Origin of the sequence: Roseomonas sp. USHLN139 (assembly GCF_037145735.1) — a bacterium.
In the GTDB taxonomy this organism is placed as follows: domain Bacteria; phylum Pseudomonadota; class Alphaproteobacteria; order Acetobacterales; family Acetobacteraceae; genus Pseudoroseomonas.
In genome coordinates this window covers 915,439-934,996 of record NZ_JBBCWY010000001.1, presented here as the reverse complement: position 1 = coordinate 934,996, position 19,558 = coordinate 915,439, and the positions used below count along the sequence as shown (strand labels likewise).

The following is a 19,558-nucleotide window of genomic DNA, read 5'->3' as shown; positions in this document are numbered from 1 at the left end:
AACAGGCCGGCGCTTTACCGGCATCCTCACCCAGGCATCACGGTGGGGCGCTGTTTTAAATACATCAGTGCCGGATCAAAGGTCGTGCCGACACTGGGCAGGGCCACGTCCCGTCTGCACGTGGACACGGCAGTCCGAAAGAAAAAAGAAGGGGTCCAGGGGAATTCATTCCCCTGGCCTGCCCTGTCTTTTCAGACGCTGGCTGCTTTCAGGCTGGCTGCCACGGCCTCTTCGACCCGCAAGGCCGCGTCCAACGCCGCCCGGCCGGCGTGCCCGTCGACCACCACCTTCGCCCCGTCCAGGCAGGCTGCGACGAAGCTGGCCTGCTCGGCTTCCAGGTTGTCGCGGTCGGTCCAGGCCAGCGTCTCGATGCCATGGCCGGGGATCTGTTCCAGCGTCTGGCCCTGGCCCTTGCGGACCAGCTTCAGCTCGCGCGCCAGGAAGTCGAGGCTGGCATAGCCCTCGCTGCCGAAGACGCGGAGGCGGCGCTCCATCTTCAGGCTGGCGCGGCTGGCGGTGATGGTGGCCTGGGCGCCATTGGCGAAGCGCAGCCGGGCATTGGCGATATCGATGGTGGGGGAGACCACGGCGGTGCCCACCGCCTCGACGGCGACCAGCTCGGATCGGGCAAGCGAGAGGACCAGGTCCAGGTCGTGGATCATCAGGTCCAGGATGACGGTCACGTCCAGGCTGCGCGGCCGGAAGGGGGCGATGCGCACCGCCTCCATATAGAGCGGCCGGCCGACGCCGGCGCTGCCCTGCAGCGTCATCAGCCCGGCGCCGAAGCGCTCGACATGGCCGACCTGCAGGACCTTGCCGGCGGCGGCGGCCTGGGCGACCAGGGCGTCGGCCTGCGCGCGGCTGGCGGCGATCGGCTTCTCGACGAAGACATGGCAGCCGGCGGCCAGCGCCTGGGCGGCCAGGTCGTGGTGGAAGGCGGTGGGCGCGGCGATGATCACCGCATCGGCCGCCTGCATCAGGGATTGGGCGCTGTCCCAGGCGCGGCAGCCGGCCTCGCCGGCGACCAGCGCGGCGCGGGCGGGGTCCGGATCGGCCAGGCCCAGGAACTCGACCCGCCCCTCGCCCTGGGCGGCGCGGGCCGCCTTCAGGCTGTGGAACCGGCCGAAATGCCCCGCCCCCAGAATGCCAAGCTTCAGCCGCATGACCCTGTCCCGTCCGGTGGAATGGTGCGGCGCATGTAGCAGAGAGTCTCGGACGATGCATGGTGGGTTGCATCGGGGGGCGCGACCCAGCATTTTCCGCACCCTCTAGATCGGGGGGCCTCTTCGGCCATGCTGTATTTCGCGCGGTGGAAGGTCGCCGCCATCCTTGGCGTCATCCTGCTTGGCGTGCTGCTGTCCTTGCCCAACCTGTTCCCGCGCGCCGCCATTCCGTCCTGGCTGCCGGCGCGGCAGGTCTCGCTCGGCCTCGACCTGCGGGGCGGGTCCTACCTGCTGCTCGAGGTCGATCTGAGCGCGGTGGCGCGGGAGCGGCTGGAGGGTCTGGCGGATGGCGCCCGGACCCGGCTGCGCCAGGCCAATATCGGCTATGTGGCGCTGCAGCCGGAGCCGGCAGCGAACCGCCTGGTGCTGCGGCTGCGCGATGCCGGCCAGCAGCAGGCGGCGCTGGCCGCGCTGCGGGAGCTGGCCAATCCGGTGCCGGTCGGCGCCGGCGCCACCGCCCCGGATGTCGAGATTGCCGCCCAGCCGGATGGCAGCATCACCGCGACGCTCTCCGAGGCCGCCATGCGCGCCCGGGCCAGCGGCGCGGTGGAGCAGTCGGTGGAGATCGTCCGCCGCCGCATCGACGAGACCGGCGTCTCCGAGGCGCAGATCGCCCGCCAGGGGTCGAGCCGCATCCTGGTGCAGCTGCCCGGCCTCGAGGATCCGAACCGGATCAAGGAGCTGCTGGGCCGTACCGCGCGGATGACCTTCCGCCTGGTCGACGACACCGCCAATACCTCGGCCGCCGTGCCGCCGCCGGGGGTCGAGTTCCTGCCCGGCGAATCGCCTGGCGAGCGCTATGCCGTGCGCCGCCGCATCGAGGTGGACGGCGCCAACCTGACCGACGCGCGCGCCGGCCAGGACGGGCGCAACGGCCAGTGGGTGGTGAATTTCAGCTTCGATTCGGTCGGCACCCGCCGCTTCGCCGAGATCACCCGGCAGAATACCGGCCGCCCCTTCGCGGTGGTGCTGGACAACAAGGTGATCACCGCGCCGCGGATCAACGAGCCGATCACCGGCGGGCGCGGCCAGATCAGCGGCAATTTCACCGCGGCCTCGGCCAATGACCTGGCGGTGCTGCTGCGCGCCGGCGCCCTGCCCGCCCCGCTGACCGTGGTCGAGGAGCGCACCGTCGGCCCCGAGCTCGGCGCGGATGCGATCCGGGCCGGGCTGATCAGCCTGGCGGTCGGCGCCTCCTTCGTCTTCCTCTACATGGGCCTGGCCTATGGCCTGCTCGGCTGGTTCGCCAATATCGCGCTGTTCGTGAACCTGCTGCTGATGCTGGCGGCGCTGTCGGTGCTGCAGGCGACCATCACCCTGCCCGGCATCGCCGGCGTGGTGCTGACGCTGGGCACCGCGCTCGACGCCAACATCCTGATCAACGAGCGCATCCGCGAGGAGGCCCGGCAGGGCAAGCCGCCGGTCAATGCGCTGGAGCTCGGCTTCAGCAAGGCGTCCGGCACCATCCTGGACAGCAACCTGACCAACCTGATCGCCATGGCCTGCCTCTACGGCTTCGGCTCGGGGCCGGTGCGCGGCTTCGCGGTGACGGTCGCCATCGGCACCATCGTGCAGATGTGGACCGCGACCACCCTGGTGCGGCTGTTCGTCGCCACCTGGTACCGCGCCCGCCGTCCCAAGACGCTGCCGGTCTGAGAGGGGATACGACCCATGTTCCTGTCCCGTCCGCTGTTCCGCCTGTTCCCGGATGACAGCAAGATCCCCTTCATGCGGGGGCGCCGCTTCGGCATCGCCTTCTCCATCATCCTGTCGGTGCTGTCGCTGGTGCTGGCCTTCTATCCGGGGATGGAGAAGGGCATCGACTTCCGCGGCGGCATCATCATGGAGGTCCGCACGCCGGCCGCCGCCAACCTGGCCGCCATCCGCAGCGGCGTCTCCGGCCTCGACCTCGGCGATGTCGGCGTGCAGGAGTTCGGCGACGCCTCCACCGTGCTGCTGCGCCTGCCGGTGCAGGGCGACGAGGCGGCGACGCAGAACGCCGTCAACCGCATCCGCGCCACGCTGGAGCAGATCACGCCGGGCACCAGGCTGCTGCGCACCGAGGCGGTGGGCAACCGGGTCAGCGCAGAGCTCTTCACCGGCAGCCTGATCGCGCTGGGCGTCTCGATGCTGGCGATGATGGCCTATATCTGGTTCCGCTTCGAATGGCAGTTCGCCATCGGCGCCATCGTCACCCTGCTGCTGGAGACCACCAAGGTGGTGGGCTTCCTGGCGGTGACCCGGATCGAGTTCAACCTGACGACGGTGGCCGCGGTGCTGACCATCATCGGCTTCTCGGTCAACGACAAGGTCGTGGTCTATGACCGGGTGCGGGAGAACCTGCGCAAGTACAAGGCGATGCCACTGGAGGCGCTGATCGACCGGTCGATCAACGAGACCATGAACCGGACGCTGGGCACCTCGATGACGCTGCTGCTCTCGGCCCTGCCGCTGGCGCTGTTCGGCGGCGACGCCCTGGCCGGCTTCGCCTGGACCATGGTCTTCGGCATCGTCGCCTCGACCTCGTCCTCGATCTTCATCGCCGCGCCGATCCTGCTGCACCTGGGCGAGAACAAGCTGCGCCGGGGCGTCGAGGCGCCGGTCGCCAAGCCGATCACCGCCGGCAAAGGCGCCGGCTGATCACAAGGCCAAGAGGATTGGTCCCGATCGGCTGACATTCGCCGATTCCGGCGAGAAAGCATTCCGGCCGGCCCCTGCAAGGGCCGGCCGGAAACGTTTTCAGGACCATCTGTGGTTGCAGAATACCCAGCTTCCGAGAGAATGTCCTAATATTAAGACAAATCTTGGCATTTTGTCGGCTCCGGTCTAAGTAGATTGCGACGGCGTGAATGCCGGAAGGAATCCGCATGCCTCCGCAAGCCACCCCGGTCCTCGGCCGAGCAGAGCATACGCTGCTGCTTGCGCGCGACCCGGCGGTGCTGCAGGCGCTGCACGGCATGGCCGGCGGTCCGCCGCGGCAGCTTGCCTCCGGGCGCGAGGCGCTGCGCCACCTGTTTACCGCCGAGGATCCAGCGCGGCACCTGGTCTGCCAGCCCTCGGCGGCCGGCAAGGCCTGGCCGGCGCTGATGGCCACCGCCCAGGACCCCTTCGTCGCCACCGGGCTGATCGTGGTGCAGGAGGATGCCTGCGGACCGGGCGTGCCGGCGCGGGCCTCGGATCTGGCCGCGGCGCTGCGCGCCATCCCCGCCCCCGGCCCGGCGCCGGTCACCGATCCGATGGTGCTGGCGCGCGGCCTGGCCCGGGGCGAGATCAGCGTGCGCTACCAGCCGGTGCTGCGCGTCGCCGATGAGCGGCCGGTGCTGGTCGAGGGGCTGGCGCGCTGGCAGCCGAAGGGCGACGTGCCGCTGGGGCCGGACAGCTTCGTGCCGCTGGCCGAGCGCAGCGGCCAGGCGCGGGCGCTGTCGGTCGCCGTGGCACGGGCGGCCTTCGCCGAGCTCGGCCCGATCATCCGCCGCCTGGGTGCGGCGCTCAGCCTGAACCTGCCGCTCGACCTGCTGCTGGACCGGCGGATGCCGGAGCGGCTCTGCGCGCTGCGCGATGCGGCGCGTTTCCCGGCCGATGCGCTGATGGTGGAGCTGACCGAGACGACGCCGGTGCGCGACCGCAGCGCGCTGCGCCGGGCGCTGCATCGCTGCCGGGCGCTGGGACTGCCGGTGCTGGTCGACGACATGGGGCTGCGGGACGAGCGGGTGGCGCTGCTGGACCTGCCGTTTGCCGGGATCAAGCTGGACCGCTCGCTGGTGGCGGCGATGCCGGAGAGCCACCGGGCGCGGGCCGAGGTGGCCATGCTGGTGCGCCGCGCCCATGCCCAGGGCATGACCGTGACCGCCGAGGGCGTCAGCGACAGCCGGCTGTGGCGCGCCGTCGCCGCGGCCGGCGTGGACAATGCGCAGGGCTATGCGATCAGCCGGCCGCTGACGGCGGCGGCGCTGCCGACCTGGGCCAGTACCCGGCATTGGACGCACCGCCACCTGAATGGATAGAAAAAAGATGGGGTCCAGGGGAATTCCTTCCCCTGGCCTTTCTTCTTTTACCCGAAGGCTTCCTCATACAGCCCGATGATCTCCGACGCCTCCGGCTGCCGCGGATTGTTGCCCGGGCTGCCCGAGGCGAGCGCCTGCTCGGCCATCCTGGGCAGAAGCCGGCGGAAATCGGCCTCGTCGATGCCGAACTGCCGCGGGCTCGGCACGCCCAGTTCCCGGTTCAGCGCTTCCAGCTCGGCCAGCAGGGCGGCGGCGGCGGTCGCGTCGTCGCCGGTGGAGAGGCCCATGATGCGCGCCGCCTCGGCATAGCGGGACTGGGCGGCCTGCAGGCTGAAGCGGGTGACGGCGGGCAGCAGCATGGCGTTGGACAGGCCGTGGGGCACGTGGAAATGCGCGCCCAGCGGCCGCGACATGCCATGCACCAGCGCCACCGAGCTGTTGGAGAAGGCGAGCCCCGCCAGCATCGCGCCCTCCATCATCCCGGCCCGGGCCACGGCGTCGCGGGGCGCGGCATAGGCCTTGCGCAGGTTGCCGCTGATCAGGCGCATGGCGGCGGTGGCGTAGAGATCGGCCAGCGGATTGGCGCGGCGGGAGACGAAGGCCTCCAGCGCATGGGTCAGGCTGTCGATGCCGGTATCGGCGGTGATGCGCGGCGGCACGCTGAAGGTCAGCTCGTAATCGACCAGCGCCGCGGTCGGCAGGGCGCCGAGGCCGGCGATCAGCATCTTCTCGTCATGCGCCGTGTCGGTGATGACGGTGAAGCGGGTGGCCTCGCTGCCGGTGCCCCCCGTGGTCGGGATGCAGACCAGCGGCAGGGCGGCGCGGTCGGCGCTGGCCGGCACCTTGAAGTCGCGCAGATGCTGGCCGGGCCCGGCGGCGGCGAGGATGCCGATGGCCTTCGCCGTGTCCATCGGGCTGCCGCCGCCGAAGCCCACCAGGCAGTCGAAGCCGCCGCGCTTCAGCATGGCCAGGCCCGCCTCGACCACGGTGTCGGTCGGGTCGGCGACGGTCTCGGAGAAGACGCGGGCGCCGATGCCGGCCTCGGCCAGCGGCGCCAAGACCCGGTCGATCATGCCGGAGGAGACGATCCAGGGGTCGGTCACCACCAGCGGCCGCGCCAGGCCGAGCTCGCGCAGCAGCGCCGGCAGCTGCTGCAGCGCGCCCCCGCCCACCAGGATCTTGCGGGGGGCTACCAGTGAAACGGTGTTCGATGCGGCCATGCGGCGTCGTCTCCCTTCATCAGGCACGACGCCGGCGGCCTTCTCACATCACTTGCGGAGCCGCGGGTTGAGCACGTCGCGCAGTTGGTCGCCGACCAGATTGATGCCGATGATCAGCGCCAGCAAGGCCAGGCCGGGATAGACGCTGATCCAGTAGCGGCCGGAGAGCATGAACTGGAAGCCGTTGGCGATCAGCGTGCCGAGCGAGGGCTCGGTCACCGGCATGCCGACGCCGAGGAAGGACAGGGTGGCCTCGATGGCGATGGCATTGGCCACCTGGACGGTGGCGACGACGATCAGCGGCGGCAGCACATTGGGCAGCAGGTGGCGCAGCATCTGCCGCGCCGGCGGCAGCGCCAGGACGCGGGCGGCGTCCATGTAGTCGCGGTGGCGCTCGGCGCTGGCCGCGCCATGCGCGGTGCGGGCAAAATAGGCGTATTGCGCGGCGACCAGGGCGATCACCACCTGCTGCGTCCCCTGCCCCAGCGCGGCGACCAGGACGAGCGCCAGCAGGATGGCCGGCAGCGACAGCTGCAGGTCGACCAGGCGCATCACCAGCTGCTCGGCGAAGCCGCCGCGCCAGGCGGCGAAGAGGCCGGCCAGGGTGCCGAGGCAGAGCGCCACCGCCCCGGCGGCGACGGCGACGAAGATCGAGGTGCGCAGCCCGTAGAGGATGGCCGAGAGCACGTCGCGCCCGGCCGCGTCGGTGCCGAGCCAGTGGACATAGCCGCCCGAGCCCTCGCTGCCCGGTGGCAGGCGGGCGTCGAGCAGCGACAGCCCGGCCTGGTCATAGGGGTCCTGCGGCGCGATCCAGGGCGCGGTGACGGCGGCCAGCACGATGACCGCCACCAGCGCCAGGCCGAGCAGCGCCAGCCGCGATTCGGCAAACTCGCGCCAGAACATCCGCGCCGGCGAGACCGGCCTGGCGAGGCCCGACATCAGCGCTGCCTCAGCCGCGGGTCGAGCAGCCTGTTCAGCACGTCCACGGCCAGGTTGATCAGGATGAACATCGCCACCACCAGCATCAGGTAGGCCACCATGACCGGCCGGTCGAGCGTCTGGATGCTCTCGATGATCAGCCGCCCCATGCCGGGCCAGGAGAAGATCGTCTCGGTCACCACGGCGAAGGCGACGACGCTGCCGAATTCCAGGCCGATGACGGTGACGATCGGGATCAGGATGTTGCGCAGCGCGTGGACCACGACGATGCGGGCCGGCCGCACGCCCTTGGCGCGGGCGAACTTGACGTAGTCCTGCAGCATGGTCTCGCGGATGCCGGCGCGCGTCAGGCGGATGATCAGCGACAGCTTGAACAGCGCCAGGTTCGTCGCCGGCAGGATCAGGTGATACAGCCCGTCGACGGTGAGAAAACTCCATTCGATGCCGAGCACCCGCACCGTCTCGCCGCGGCCGCCCGAGGGCAGCCAGCCGAGCTCGACGCTGAACACCAGGATCAGCATCAGCCCGACCCAGAAGGTCGGCAGCGAGAAGCCGAGGATCGAGCCCGCCATGATGCCCTGCGCCGGCAGGTCGCGCGGCCGCAGCCCGGCATAGAGGCCGAGCGGCAGGCCGAACACGACCGCGATCAGCATGGCGCTCAGCGCCAGCTCCAGGGTCGCCGGCAGCTTGCCGGCGATCAGGGCGAGGGCCGGCTCGTTGAAGACGAAGCTGCGGCCGAGATCGCCGTGCAGCAGCCCGTTCAGGAAGCGCAGATACTGCGCCCAGAGCGGCTGGTCGAAGCCGTAGCGGGCGATGGTCTCGGCGATGATGCGCTGGTCGGCCGCCGGGTTGATCAGCACGTCGATCGGATTGCCGATGGCGAAGACGCCGATGAAGACCAGCAGGCTCATCACCCACATGGCCAGCAGCGCGGCGCCCAGGCGCTTCAGGAGGAACAGGCTCATGGCCCGCGATGCTGCGGCCATTCCGGCAGCGAGGCCAGGGGGATTGGCGGGCCCTGCCCCGCCCTTCCCCCCTGGCGCCGACCGCATTGCTCAGGAAGGATGCAGCCACCATGCTCCTGCTGCTGCAATCCGCGCCGCTGCTGCTGCTGCTCGCGCTCCTGCTCTCCGGCCGCGCCGGGCCGGTGCCGGCCTGCCTGGCCGCCCTGGCCGCCAGCCTGCCCGCCATCGCCCTGACCCTGCCGGCGGGCCACGAGCTGGCGGGCTTCCTCGGGATGGAGAGCCTGCGCGCCACCTTCCTGGCGCTGCAGCCGATCGGCGTGCTGGCCGGCGGGCTGATCTTCCACGCCGCCGTCACCCGGCTGGCCCCGGCCGGCCAGGCGCCGGCGGAGGCCACGCCGCGCCGCATCTTCGCCGCCACCCTGCTGGGCGGCGCCTTCGTCGAGAGCGTCACCGGCTTCGCGGTGGGCGCGGTATTCGCGCTCGCCCAGCTGCGGCGGATGGGGCTGGGCGGCGCGCCGGCGGCGGCGATGGCACTGCTGGCCCTGGTCATGGTGCCCTGGGGCGGGCTGGGGCCGGGCACGGCGCTGGGCGCGGCGCTGATCGGGCTGCCGGCGCAGCAGGTGGCATTGGCCACCGCCTGGCCGCAGGCCGCCTGGCTGCTCTGCCTGGCGCCCGTCCTGTGGCGGCTGTGCCGGGCGGCCGGGATCGCGGTGCCGATGCCAGAGAGGCTGGCGCAGCTCGGCATGATGGCGCTGATGGCCGCCCTGCTGCTGGCGGTGAATCTCTTCCTGCCCTTCGAGGTGGCCGGCATCATCGGCACCGGGGTTCCCCTTCTGTATGTCCTCTGGCGGCTGGACCCGCCGCGCGGGCCGGCCGCCTGGCGGCGGGCGCTGGCCTCGCTCGCCCCCTGGGCCGGGCTGACGGCGGCGCTGCTGCTGGCGCGCTCCTGGCAGGGGGCGCCGGCGGTGCGGCCCTTCGCCGAGTTGCCGGCCTTCCCGATCACCCATGTCGCCGTCGTCCTCTGGGTCTTCTCCCTGTTGCTGCTCCTGCTGCGGCCGGGGGCCGTCAGCGCCTTCGCGGGCGCCATGGGGCGGGCGCGGCGGCCGGCGCTGGCGATGCTGCTCTACGTGCTGCTTGGGCGCTGGCTGGCCGGCGCCGGCATCGCCGCCAGCCTGGCAGAGGCCGCCGCCGCCGCCATGGGACCGGCGGCGGCCTATGCCATGCCGGTGCTCGGCCTGGTCTCGGGGGCGGTGACCGGCAGCAATGTCGGCTCCAACGCGGCGCTGATGCCGGTGCAGGCGGCGCTTGGCCAGGCGGCGGGGCTGCCGCTGGCGCTCGCCGCCGGGCTGCACAATTTCGCCGGCGCGGCGGCGGCGGGGATGAGCTTCGCGGTCACCGCCATGGTCTGCAGCCTGGCCGGCGGCAGCGCCCGGCCGGGCGCCGTCTGGCGGCTGCTGCTGCCCTCGATCCTCGCCGTGCTGCTGATCGGCTGGGCGACGCTGGCGATCGAGCTGGCCCTGCCGCGGTAGATCCGGTCGCCGATGGCGTCATTCTTGACAGGATATCACGCCGATCCGGGCGCCGGACGGATTTCCCGGCTGCGCGTTCTGGCCTAGACCACGCGCCGAACGAGCCAGGAGATTTCCGCCATGCAGACCTACGGGCATTGGATCGGCGGCCGCAGCGTCGCGGCCGAGCAGCACCTGCCGGTGATCAACCCCTCCGACGGCGGCGTCTTCGCCCGCATCGCCCGTGGCGGCCAGGCCGAGATCGACGCCGCCGTGGCCGCCGCCCAGGGCGCGCTGGACGGCGCCTGGGGCCGGATGTCGGCCACCGAACGCGGCCGCCTGCTGAACAAGCTGGCCGTGCTGATCCTGCGCGACGCCGAGGCGCTGGCCCAGGCCGAGAGCCGCGACGTCGGCAAGCCGATCCGCCAGGCCCGCCAGGACGCCGTCGCCTGCGCCCGCTATTTCGAGTTCTACGGCGGCAGCGCCGACAAGATGCATGGCGACACCATCCCCTATGCCGAGGGGATGACGGTCATGACGGTCTGGGAGCCGCATGGCATCACCGGCCATATCGTGCCCTGGAACTATCCGATGCAGATCGTCGGCCGCTCGGTCGGCGCGGCGCTGGCGATGGGCAATGCCTGCATCCTGAAGCCGGCCGAGGACGCCTCGCTCTCCTCGCTGATGCTGGCGGAGCTGGCCGCCGAGGCGGGCTTCCCGGAAGGCGCGCTGAACGTGGTGACGGGCCTGGGCGAGGAGGCCGGCGCCGCGCTGACCTCGCACAAGGCGATCAGCCATCTCTCCTTCACCGGCAGCCCGGAGGTCGGGACGCTGGTGCAGACGGCGGCGGCGAAGAACACCATCCCGGTCACCCTGGAGCTCGGCGGCAAGAGCCCGCAGCTGGTGTTCCAGGATGCCGACCTGGACACGGCGGCCACCACCGTAATGGCGGGCATCATCCAGAATGCCGGCCAGACCTGCTCGGCCGGCAGCCGGGTGCTGGTGCAGGCCTCGGTCTTCGACCGCTTCGTCGGCGAGCTGGCCGGCCGCTTCGACCGGCTGGAAGCCGGCCCCGCCGAGCGCGACATGGACCTGGGCCCGGTGGTCAACGCCGACCAGCAGAAGCGGGTCAATGCCTTCCTCGACTTCGCCAAGGGCGACGGGCTGCGCTTCGCCGGCCAGGGCCGCATTGCCTCCAACGCCCCGGAGGGCGGCTTCTACGTCAAGCCGACCCTGCTGGCCGATGTGGCGCCGACCCACCGCCTGGCCCAGGAAGAGGTCTTCGGCCCGGTCCTGACGGCGATCCGCTTCACCGACGAGGCCGAGGCGCTGGCCATCGCCAACGGCACCCAGTTCGGCCTGGTGGCCGGCGTCTGGACCGCCGATATCGGCCGGGCGATGCGGCTGTCCAAGGCGATCAAGGTCGGCCAGGTCTTCGTCAACAACTACGGCGCCGGCGGCGGCGTGGAACTGCCCTTCGGTGGCGTGAAGCGCTCCGGCCATGGCCGCGAGAAGGGTTTTGCCGCCCTGGCCGGCTTCGCCTCGCTGAAGACCATCGCCATCAAGCACGGCTGAGGGAAACGCCATGGGGCGGCTCGCGATCCTCTACGGCGCGGCCGCCCTGGCGGAAATCACCGGCTGCTTCGCCTTCTGGGCGGTGCTGAAACTGGGCCGCAGCCCCTGGTGGCTGCTGCCCGGTTTTCTCTCGCTGATCGCCTTTGCATATCTTCTGACCCTGGTCGACAGCGCGGCGGCCGGCCGCGCCTATGCCGCCTATGGCGGGATCTATATCGCCGCCTCGCTGGCCTGGCTCTGGCTGGTCGAGGGCATGCGGCCTGACCGCTTCGACCTGGCCGGCGCCGCGCTCTGCCTGGTCGGCGCCGGGATCATCCTGCTGGCGCCGCGCGGCTGATCAGCCGGAACCGTCGCGGTTGCGGGCATGCGCCGGCAGGGTGGTGCCGAGCTCGACCCAGGGGATGCGGCTCTGCACCCAGATATGGTCGCGCGGCGCCGGCGCGGAGGGGTCGTCCAGCGTCGCGGTGCTGACATCGACCTCGCCCAGCGCCGGGTTCAGATAGGTCAGGCTGGTGCCGCAGGCGCCGCAGAAGCCGCGCTGCACCCCGGGGCTGGAGGCATAGAGCGCCATCTCCCCCTGCGTCACCGCGAAGTCCCGTGTCGCCATGCTGAACCAGGCCATGAAGGGCGCGCCACTGGAGCGGCGGCAATCCAGGCAGTGGCAGGCCGTGGCGTTGTAGGGCTCGCCGGTCGCGACATAGCGGATCGCCCCGCAATGGCAGCCGCCCTGGTACTGCATCTCCCTGCCCTCCTGCCTGGCGCGCGGAACCCTGTGCCGCGCCGCCCGTTGCTCCAGCGCACAGCTTGGAGCATTGCCGCCATGGCCGAAGACAAGAATCCGCAATCCGACACGACCGGCACCGAAGCACCGTTCCGCGAGATGGGCACGCCGCCCGCCGGGCGCCCGGTCGACCCGAAGGAGCAGAAGCCGGCCCAGGGCGGCACCGGCGCCCTGCCGGAGCGCAAGGGCGGCATCTGACCGGCGCCCTCCCGCCGCGCGGCAGCTGGCACGTGCCGTGCTAGTCTGCCGCCCGGCGCCGGCCGGCAGGATGCTTCGGCGCTGCCCAACTTCCCTCCGGAGCCTGCCCCTTGGAGCTGCGCCATCTCCGCGCCTTCCTCGCCGTCGCCGAGACCCTGCATTTCGCCCGCGCGGCGGAACGGCTCGGCGTCTCGGCCCCCTCGCTGACCGAGCAGATCCAGGCGCTGGAGCGTCATCTCGGCGCCCGCCTGTTCCGCCGCAGCAAGCGCGAGGTGGCGCTGACCGATGCCGGCACCCTGTTCCTGGCCGAGGCCGTCCCGGCGCTGCGCCAGCTCGAGCGCGCCGAGCGCGTCGGCCGTCAGGCCGGGCGCGGCGAGCGCGGCATCGTCACCATCGGCTTCGCGGCCTCCGCCGCCTTCTCCGGCGTGCTGGCCGCCTGCATCCGCGACTGGCGCCGGGCGCATCCCGAGGTGCTGCTGCGCCTGCAGGAAATGGAGACCGTCCCCCAGGTCGAGGCCGTCGCCGCCGGAGAGATGGATGTCGCCTTCATCCGCCCGCCCTTCATCGCGCCGCCCGGCGTCACCGCGCTGCGCCTGCTGCGCGAGACGCTGCTGATCGCGCTGCCCGACAGCCACGCCCTGGCGGCGCTCCCCGCCATCGCCGCCGATGCGCTGGCGGAAGAAGATTTCATCGCCCCCGACCCCGAGCGCGCCGGCTTCCACCATTTCACCGAGCAGCTCGGCGCCCGCGGCGGCTTCACGCCTCGTCTGGCGCATCGCGGGCGCGACCTGGTGGCGGTGGCCAGCCTGGTGGGGCTCGGCCTCGGCGTCGCCGTGGTGCCGGCCTCGCTGCGCGCCTGCGTGCAGCTGCCGGGCCTGTGCTACCGGCCGCTCTCCGGTGCGCCGATCCTGGCCGACATCGCCGCCGCCTATCGCCGCAACGAGGCCGCCCCCGCCGCGCGCGACTTCATCCGCCAGCTGCGCCAGGCCGCCGCTGAGTTCGCCGGGGACCCGGCCTGACGCCCCTTGCCGCGCTGCCGCCCGCGCCGCAGCATGCCGGCCCATGCTTGCCCCCTCCCGCCCCGCCGCCAACGGCCTGAGCCCGCGCGCCGCCCGCGCCCATCTCGCCGCCGATCCGGTGCTCGGCCCCGTGGTGCGCCAGGTCGGCGCCATGACGCTGAAGCCGCTGACCCGCGAGCCCTACGAGGCCCTGGTCCGCGCCATCGCCCACCAGCAGGTCCACGGCCGCGCCGCCGAGGCCATGCTGACCCGCCTGATCGCCCTCTTCCCCGGCCAGGACTTCCCGCATGCCGAGGGCATCCTGGCGCTGCCCGAGGAAGCCCTGCGCGGCTGCGGCTTCTCCGGCGCCAAATGCGCCGCCATCCGTGACATCGCGCTGAAATCGGTGGGCGGCCTGGTCCCCACCCGCCGCGCCGCCACCCGCCTGCCGGACGAGGAGCTGATCCAGCGCCTGGTCGCCATCCGCGGCGTCGGCCGCTGGACGGTGGAGATGCTGCTGATCTTCACCCTCGGCCGCGGCGATGTTCTGCCGGTCGACGATTTCGGCGTCCGCGAAGGCTACCGCGTGGCGGCGGGCCTCGAGGCCCAGCCGAAGCCCAAGGCGCTGGCGGCGATCGGGGAGGCCTGGGCCCCCTTCCGCTCGGCGGCGGCCTGGTACCTGTGGCGGGCCGCCGACCTGGCCAAGGAGAACAGGTTCAAGGCGCCTGCGGCGATCTGAAGGTTGGGGGAATGAATTCCCCCCGCAAACGTACACGTTTGCGCCCTTCTTTTTTCTGTTCTGTTGGCCGTTTGGAGGCTGGGCCGGGCCACGTCCCGTCACCACGTGGACATGGCAATCTGACAGAAAAAAGAAGGGGTCCAGGGGAATTCCTTCCCCTGGCCTTAGCCTTTCTTACTTGAGAAACATCTCCACCGCCGCCACGAAGCCTTCCGGCTGCTCGGCGTGCAGCCAGTGCCCGGCGCCCTTGACCGTCCCGAAGCGGACCGCCGGGAAGTATTCACGAAACACCGGGCGCGTCTCGTCCCGGATGTAGTCCGATTTCTCCCCGCCCAGCGCCAGCACCGGGCCGTCGAAGCGGGCACCGGCGGCGAAGGGCGGCGCGGCCTCTATCGCCGGCAGGCCAGCGGCGATCGCGTCCAGGCCGATGCGCCAGCCAGGCGGGTCGAAGCGCAGGCCCTGCAGCAGGAAACCGCGAACGCCGGGGTTGGGGACGGCCTCGGCCAGGGCAGCATCGGCTTCGCGGCGGGTCAGGCCGTCATGCAGGGGGATGGCCTGCATGGCGGCGGCATAGGGGCGGAAGGCGGGTGGGTAGTCGACGGGGGCGATGTCGGCGACCACCAGACGGGCGACGCGGGCGGACCGCGACAGCGCGAGCGTCATGGCCACCTTGCCGCCCATCGAATGGCCGAGCAGGTCGACGGGCTGGTCGCCGAGCAGGGCGTCGAGCGTCTCGGCCACGTCGGCGGCCATGGCCGGATAGTCCATGACGGCGTCATGCGGCGACTGGCCGTGGTTGCGCAGGTCGAGCGCGATCACCCGGCGGCCGTTCGCGGCCAGGGTCTTCTGCACGGCCGAAAAATTCTGCGCCTGGCCGAACAGGCCGTGCAGCAGGACCAGGGGGCGGCCTTCGCCCATCTCGACGGCGCGGAGCTGCATGCGGGAAGGCCCTCCTAGCCGCGGGTGGCGACGACGACGCTGGCGCCGATCAGCGCACCGCCGATGATGACGTCCCAGCCTACCGGCTCGCCCAGCCAGAGGGTGGAGACGAAGACGCCGATCGCCGGCGCCAGCAGGAAGCCGACCGAGGAGACGGCGCCGGGCAGCCGGCGCCCGGCCTCGATGACGGCCCAGGTGCCGATCGGCGCCACGATGCAGCCGATCAGCGCGGCATGCCAGTAGGCGCCCGGGCCGATGCCGCCGGTGGGTTCCATGGCGATGGCCATCGGCACCAGCACCAGCCCGCCGAGCAGGAAGCACCAGGGCAGGTTGGCCAGCATCGTCGTGCGCGGCGGGAAGCGGCGGGTGACGATGATGGCGCAGGACCAGAGCAGCGCCGCCAGCAGCAGCATGGCGTGGCCGAGCAGGATGTCGGGATCGCGCCAGTCCACCGCCCAGGGGCCCGACAGCGCCGCGACGCCGGCGAGACCCAGCCCCGCCGCAGCCCAGCGCCGGGGCGAGATCTTCTCGCCCATGAACAGCACCGACATCGGCACCAGCCAGTAGATGGTGACATTGGCCAGCACCGCGGTGCGCCCGGCGGGGACGAGCGCCACCGCCAGGTGGGTCAGGGCGAAGAAGCAGCCCAGCTGCAGCAGCCCGACGCCGAGCACGGCTGGCCAGTCCTGCCGCGACGGGAAGCTGAGCTGGCGCATGGCCGCCAGCCCGATCCCGGACACCAGCGCCCCCAGCAGGGTGCGGGAGACGGCGAACCACAGCGGCGTGGCATCGGCCAGCGCCGCCTTGGTCACGGGCCAGGCACCGCCGAACAGGGTCACGGCGATCAGCAGCAGGCGCAGGTCGGCCAGTTTCAGCATCAGGGGTGGGCAGACTCGGCCAGGTGTTGCGGGTGGTTATTTCGACAGATCGAGCAGGATCTTGCCGATATGCGTGCTGCTTTCCATCAGCGCATGCGCGGCAGCGGCCTGGTCGAGCGGGAAGACCGAATGGATCACCGGCTTGCAGCGCCCTTCGGCCAGCAGCGGCCAGGCCTTGGCCTCCAGCTCGGCGGCGATGGCGCCCTTCTCGGCGGTGGTGCGCGGCCGCATGGTGCTGCCGGTCACCGTCAGCCGCTTCAGCATGATCGGCCGCAGGTCGACCTTCTCCGCCTCGTGGCCTTGCAGGAAGGCGATCAGCACCAGCCGCCCGTCCTTCGCCATGCAGCGCAGGTTGCGCTGGAAATAATCGGCGCCGACCATGTCGAGCAGCACGTCGACGCCGCGGCCGCCGGTCAGCGTCTTCACCTCGGCGGCGAAATCCTGGGTCTTGTAGTTGATCGCGGCATCGGCGCCGAGATCCAGCATGGCCTGGCACTTCTCCGCGCTGCCGGCGGTGGCATAGACCGTCGCGCCGAAGGCCTTGGCCAGCTGGATGGCGGTGACGCCGATGCCGGAGGTGCCGCCATGCACCAGCAGCGTCTCGCCCGCGGCCAGGCGGCCATGGCCGAAGACATTGGCCCAGACGGTGAAGAAGGTCTCCGGCAGGGCGGCCGCCTGCAGCGCGTCGAAGCCGGCCGGCCAGGGCAGCGTCTGCGCCTCGGGAGCGGTGCAATACTCGGCATAGGCGCCGCCATTGGTCAGCGCGCAGACCTTGTCGCCGACCTTGTAGCGCGTCACCGCCGCGCCGACCGCGGCGACCTCGCCCGCCGTCTCCAGGCCGATGACGGGGCTGGCGCCGGGCGGCGGCGGATAGGCGCCCTTGCGCTGCTGCACATCGGGGCGGTTGACGCCGGTGGCGAGCACGCGGATCAGCACCTCGTCCGGCTGGGGCGACGGCACCGGGCCGCGCGCCGGCACCAGCACCTCGGGCCCGCCACCCTCACCATGGGCGATAAAGGTCATCTCCTGCGGCAGGGTCGTCATGCTGGGTCGTTTCCTTGCGGCCATGGGTGTGGCAGGGTCGCGAGGGTCGGCGCCCGGCCGCCTCCCGTCAAGCCAAGCACGAGCATGTCACGATGATGCATCCGCCCGGTCGCGCGACGGGATGGCCGGCGAGGCAGGCCGGCGAGGGTTCCGGTGCCACGCCGGCGCCGCTGGAGCGCCGCCGCCTGCTGCAGGGCGCGGCCCTGACGGCGACCGGTCTGGCAACGGCGGGGCTGGCCATGACCGGGCTGGCCATGACCGGGCTGGCGCGGCCGGCGCTGGCGCAGTCGCCGCGCAGCGCCGGCGCGGCCGAGCTGCGCCTCGGCGCGGTCTATCCCTTTGCCGGCCCCCTGGCGCTGCTCGGCGACGAGAGCTTCCGCGGGCTGGAGCTGGCGGTCGAGGCGCGCAACGAGGCCGGCGGCGTGCAGGGCCGGCCGCTGCGCCTGGTCAAGGCCGAGGCGACCGACCCGGCCCAGGCCGGCGAGGCGGTGCGGCGGCTGGTGCAGGCCGAGCGCCCGGCCGAGCGGGTGGCGGCGGTCTTCGGCACCTGCGCCTCGCCGCTGTCGCTGGCGGCCAGCCAGGCCGCTGAGCTGACCGGCCTGCCCTATTTCGAGCTCGGCGCCATCGGCGATTCGATCACCACGCGCGGCTTCCGCTACCTGTTCCGCTCCTGCCCGCGCGGCAGCGACTTCGCGGCGCTCAGCCTGCGCGCCACCCGCTGGCTGCTGCCGGCGCTGTGGCAGACGCCGCTGGCGGGGCTGCGCATCGCCATCCTGCACGAGGACGCCGCCTATGGGCAGAGCGTCGCCGGACCGCAGGAGGCCGGGCTGCAGGGCCAGGCGGGCTTCCTGGGGCGCTTCGGCTATGCGCCCGGCGGGCAGGACATCCCGGCGCTGGTCCAGCGGCTGCGCACGGCGGATGCGCAGATCCTGCTGCATGCCGGCCACGCCTCGGAGGTGATGCTGCTGTTCCGGGCGATGCGCGAGGCCGGCTGGCGGCCGCGCATGGTGCTCGGCGCCGGCGGCGGCTACAGCCTGGCCGACACCGCGCAGGCGCTGGGCCCCGCCTTCGAGGGGGTCATGACGGTCGACTTCCCGCCCTATGCCGTCGCCGGCCGCATGGGGGCCGAGGCGCGCGCCCTGGCCGAGGCCTATCGCGCCAAATACGGGCATGATCCGCGCTCCGGCCACAGCCTGGCCAATGCCGCCGGCGCCCGGCTGTTCCTCGAGGCGCTGCACCGCGCCGGCTCGCTGGAGCGCGAGAAGATCCGCGCCGCGGTGATCGGCCTCGAGCTCGACGCGCAGGCCGCGCCGCTGGGCTGGCCGGCCGATTTCGACGAGAACGGCCAGAACCTGGCGCCGCAGCCGGTGCTGGCGCAGTGGCAGGGCGGCCGGCTGGTCACCATCTTCCCGGACACGGCGGCGGTGGCCACCCCCCTGCCCTCGCTCTGAACGCAGAAGGGCGCGACCCCGAAGGTCGCGCCCCTCGCCGAGTGCCGCACCCGCCATCTCCACAAGACGGCGGCAGCGTTGAAATCAATCGGCCTTGATGCCGGCGTCGCGGATGATCGGCTCCCACTTGGCGATCTCGTCGGTCAGGTACTTCCTGGCCGATTCCGGCGTGCTGTCGCTGCGCGTCGTCATGGTCAGGTCGGCCAGCTTGGTCTGCACCGACTGCATCGCCAGCACCTGGTTCACCGCCTGGTTCATCTTGGTCACGATCGGCTCCGGCGTGCCGGCGGGCGCCAGGATCATGTGCCAGGTATAGGCCTCGTAGCCGGGCACGCCCGCCTCCTGGAAGGTCGGCAGGTTGGGCAGCTGCGGCATGCGCTGCGCCGAGGAGATCGCCAGGCCCTTGACCTCGCCGCGCTGGACGAAGGGCAGCGCGCTGTTGGCCACGTCCAGCATCATGGTGACGGTGCCGTTCAGCAGGTCGGGCATGGCGGCGGCCGAGCCGCGATAGGGCACGTGGTTGACCTTCAGACCGCCGGCCTGGCGCAGGAACAGCTCGCTGGCCAGGTGCAGCGCGGCGCCATTGCCGGTGCTGGCATAGTCGTACTTGCCCGGGTTCTTCTTGAAGAGCTCGATCAGCTCGGCAAGGCTGTTGACGGGCACGTTCTTGTTGACCATCAGCAGCATCGGGATGGTGCCGGCCAGCGCCACCGGGGTGAAGTCGGTGACCGGGTCGAAGGGCAGGCTCGGATAGATGGCGCGGATCGCCGCCTGGGCGATCGTGGTGTAGAGCAGGGTGTGGCCGTCCTTCGGCGCCTTGGCCACCGCATCGGCGCCGACCACCGTGCCCGCGCCGGTGCGGTTCTCGACGATCACGCGCTGCGGCAGCATCTTCGACAGCTCATCGGCGATCAGGCGGGCCGGGATGTCGGTCGGGCCGCCGGCCGAGAAGGGCACGACCAGCCGGATCGGCTGGCTCGGCCAGGAGCCCTGCGCGCGCAAGCCGGAGGGCAGCAGGGCCGGGGCAGCGAGGCCGGCACCGGCGACAAACAGCTTGCGGCGATTCATGAGCATCATGTCATTCCCAGGTTACGTT

The 19,558-nt window shown here is 71.9% G+C and carries 19 protein-coding genes; 10 read left to right on the top strand and 9 right to left on the bottom strand.

Annotated elements, in window-relative coordinates:
* Window positions 1–191: 191 nt before the first annotated feature.
* Window positions 192–1,163 carry a Gfo/Idh/MocA family protein gene (locus WFI16_RS04360; RefSeq protein WP_419896563.1) on the bottom strand — a complete coding sequence of 324 codons (972 nt, stop codon included), beginning with the start codon at window positions 1,161–1,163 and terminating at the stop codon, window positions 192–194.
* A 129-nt stretch (window positions 1,164–1,292) separates the two neighbouring features.
* Here WFI16_RS04360 and secD point away from each other — a divergent pair, with 129 nt between their 5' ends.
* The 3 genes from secD to WFI16_RS04345 all read left to right on the top strand — a co-directional run bounded on the left by secD (window position 1,293) and on the right by WFI16_RS04345 (window position 5,227).
* On the top strand, window positions 1,293–2,879 hold the full coding sequence (secD, locus tag WFI16_RS04355) for a protein translocase subunit SecD (protein ID WP_419896562.1): 1,587 nt from the start codon (window positions 1,293–1,295) through the stop codon (window positions 2,877–2,879).
* Between the two features lie 15 nt (window positions 2,880–2,894).
* Window positions 2,895–3,863, top strand: a complete 969-nt coding sequence (gene secF / locus WFI16_RS04350) for a protein translocase subunit SecF (protein ID WP_419896561.1) — start codon at window positions 2,895–2,897, stop codon at window positions 3,861–3,863.
* Between the two features lie 227 nt (window positions 3,864–4,090).
* On the top strand, window positions 4,091–5,227 hold the full coding sequence (locus WFI16_RS04345; protein ID WP_419896560.1) for an EAL domain-containing protein: 1,137 nt from the start codon (window positions 4,091–4,093) through the stop codon (window positions 5,225–5,227).
* Between the two features lie 47 nt (window positions 5,228–5,274).
* Here the strand turns inward: WFI16_RS04345 and WFI16_RS04340 are convergent, their stop codons facing one another.
* Genes WFI16_RS04340 through WFI16_RS04330 form a run of 3 tightly spaced genes read right to left on the bottom strand, consistent with a single transcriptional unit; the run spans window position 5,275 to window position 8,351 of the window.
* Window positions 5,275–6,447 (bottom strand): iron-containing alcohol dehydrogenase, encoded by a 1,173-nt coding sequence (locus tag WFI16_RS04340; protein ID WP_419896559.1) that lies wholly within the window; start codon window positions 6,445–6,447, stop codon window positions 5,275–5,277.
* A gap of 48 nt (window positions 6,448–6,495) precedes the next feature.
* Window positions 6,496–7,386 carry an ABC transporter permease gene (locus tag WFI16_RS04335; RefSeq protein ID WP_419896558.1) on the bottom strand — a complete coding sequence of 297 codons (891 nt, stop codon included), beginning with the start codon at window positions 7,384–7,386 and terminating at the stop codon, window positions 6,496–6,498.
* Window positions 7,386–8,351, bottom strand: a complete 966-nt coding sequence (locus WFI16_RS04330; RefSeq protein WP_419896557.1) for an ABC transporter permease — start codon at window positions 8,349–8,351, stop codon at window positions 7,386–7,388. The genes WFI16_RS04335 and WFI16_RS04330 overlap by 1 nt, the downstream gene beginning before the upstream one ends.
* Before the next feature lie 110 nt (window positions 8,352–8,461).
* Here WFI16_RS04330 and WFI16_RS04325 point away from each other — a divergent pair, with 110 nt between their 5' ends.
* From WFI16_RS04325 to WFI16_RS04315, 3 genes are all read left to right on the top strand, one after another.
* Complete coding sequence (locus WFI16_RS04325) at window positions 8,462–9,880, top strand: L-lactate permease (protein ID WP_419896556.1); 1,419 nt, start codon at window positions 8,462–8,464, stop codon at window positions 9,878–9,880.
* A gap of 120 nt (window positions 9,881–10,000) precedes the next feature.
* Window positions 10,001–11,434: an aldehyde dehydrogenase family protein gene (locus WFI16_RS04320; RefSeq protein ID WP_419896555.1), complete on the top strand. Its 1,434-nt coding sequence runs from the start codon at window positions 10,001–10,003 to the stop codon at window positions 11,432–11,434.
* Window positions 11,435–11,444: 10 nt separating this feature from the next.
* The gene (locus tag WFI16_RS04315; protein ID WP_419896554.1) at window positions 11,445–11,771 is read left to right on the top strand and encodes a YnfA family protein; all 327 of its coding nucleotides are present in this window, start codon (window positions 11,445–11,447) and stop codon (window positions 11,769–11,771) included.
* Here WFI16_RS04315 and WFI16_RS04310 read toward each other — a convergent pair whose 3' ends face one another.
* Window positions 11,772–12,173 carry a GFA family protein gene (locus WFI16_RS04310; RefSeq protein WP_419896553.1) on the bottom strand — a complete coding sequence of 134 codons (402 nt, stop codon included), beginning with the start codon at window positions 12,171–12,173 and terminating at the stop codon, window positions 11,772–11,774.
* Window positions 12,174–12,254: 81 nt separating this feature from the next.
* Here WFI16_RS04310 and WFI16_RS04305 point away from each other — a divergent pair, with 81 nt between their 5' ends.
* From WFI16_RS04305 to WFI16_RS04295, 3 genes are all read left to right on the top strand, one after another.
* The gene (locus tag WFI16_RS04305) at window positions 12,255–12,413 is read left to right on the top strand and encodes a hypothetical protein (protein WP_419896552.1); all 159 of its coding nucleotides are present in this window, start codon (window positions 12,255–12,257) and stop codon (window positions 12,411–12,413) included.
* Window positions 12,414–12,523: 110 nt separating this feature from the next.
* Window positions 12,524–13,432 (top strand): LysR substrate-binding domain-containing protein, encoded by a 909-nt coding sequence (locus tag WFI16_RS04300; RefSeq protein WP_419896551.1) that lies wholly within the window; start codon window positions 12,524–12,526, stop codon window positions 13,430–13,432.
* 43 nt (window positions 13,433–13,475) lie between these two features.
* Window positions 13,476–14,150 carry a DNA-3-methyladenine glycosylase family protein gene (locus tag WFI16_RS04295; protein ID WP_419896550.1) on the top strand — a complete coding sequence of 225 codons (675 nt, stop codon included), beginning with the start codon at window positions 13,476–13,478 and terminating at the stop codon, window positions 14,148–14,150.
* Between the two features lie 174 nt (window positions 14,151–14,324).
* On the opposite strand, the gene WFI16_RS04290 is transcribed toward WFI16_RS04295, so the two are convergent.
* From WFI16_RS04290 to WFI16_RS04280, 3 genes are read right to left on the bottom strand one after another with little or no spacing between them, the layout of a single operon-like run.
* Window positions 14,325–15,089 (bottom strand): alpha/beta fold hydrolase, encoded by a 765-nt coding sequence (locus WFI16_RS04290; RefSeq protein WP_419896549.1) that lies wholly within the window; start codon window positions 15,087–15,089, stop codon window positions 14,325–14,327.
* Window positions 15,090–15,103: 14 nt separating this feature from the next.
* On the bottom strand, window positions 15,104–15,967 hold the full coding sequence (locus WFI16_RS04285; protein WP_419896548.1) for a DMT family transporter: 864 nt from the start codon (window positions 15,965–15,967) through the stop codon (window positions 15,104–15,106).
* A 36-nt stretch (window positions 15,968–16,003) separates the two neighbouring features.
* On the bottom strand, window positions 16,004–17,011 hold the full coding sequence (locus WFI16_RS04280; RefSeq protein ID WP_419896547.1) for an NAD(P)H-quinone oxidoreductase: 1,008 nt from the start codon (window positions 17,009–17,011) through the stop codon (window positions 16,004–16,006).
* A gap of 92 nt (window positions 17,012–17,103) precedes the next feature.
* On the opposite strand from WFI16_RS04280, the gene WFI16_RS04275 reads away from it, so the two are divergent.
* Window positions 17,104–18,462: an ABC transporter substrate-binding protein gene (locus tag WFI16_RS04275; RefSeq protein WP_419896546.1), complete on the top strand. Its 1,359-nt coding sequence runs from the start codon at window positions 17,104–17,106 to the stop codon at window positions 18,460–18,462.
* A gap of 84 nt (window positions 18,463–18,546) precedes the next feature.
* Here the strand turns inward: WFI16_RS04275 and WFI16_RS04270 are convergent, their stop codons facing one another.
* Entirely contained in the window at window positions 18,547–19,539 is a 993-nt protein-coding gene (locus WFI16_RS04270) for a Bug family tripartite tricarboxylate transporter substrate binding protein (RefSeq protein ID WP_419896545.1), read from the bottom strand.
* Window positions 19,540–19,558: the final 19 nt, after the last annotated feature.